Origin of the sequence: Porphyromonas sp. COT-290 OH860, assembly GCF_000768935.1 — a bacterium.
GTDB lineage: Bacteria > Bacteroidota > Bacteroidia > Bacteroidales > Porphyromonadaceae > Porphyromonas.
In genome coordinates, this window is sequence record NZ_JRAR01000081.1 from 1 (window position 1) to 382 (window position 382).

Consider the following 382-nt stretch of genomic DNA (forward strand, 5'->3'; position numbering starts at 1 on the left):
TACCTCGCCAATCAACGCAAGCATTGATTTGGCGGAGAAAGGAGTGCTTCATCCGGTCGCGACGAACCTGAGTATATACTTGTAGGAAGCTCGGAGCTTGTTCCGTTGGTTTGGTTGCCATGTCGATACAATTAATTACATATTAAAGATAGTAATAATCAGAGATATATACGACGTTTCTAACCGAAAAGCGGCAAAATGCCGTGCAACGGTCTCATTATCGGTATGGGTATAAGAAACACGTGCTTACCGATGAGCAAGGCTTGGTGGAAGCCCTGATTACAACCCCCGCTAATTGTGCAGATACGGTTGCTTTGCCCGCCTTAATCGAGCAGTCCGAGTTGTCATCAGGGGTAAGTGTACTAGCCGACAAAGGCTATTG

At 46.3% G+C, this 382-nt stretch carries 1 protein-coding gene; it reads left to right on the forward strand.

All coding sequences use genetic code 11. The features are described 5' to 3' along the window. Nucleotides 1–203: 203 nt before the first annotated feature. Nucleotides 204–382, forward strand: a 179-nt coding sequence (locus HQ41_RS10005; protein ID WP_200880515.1) for a transposase, incomplete at its 3' end; no start/stop codon positions are given.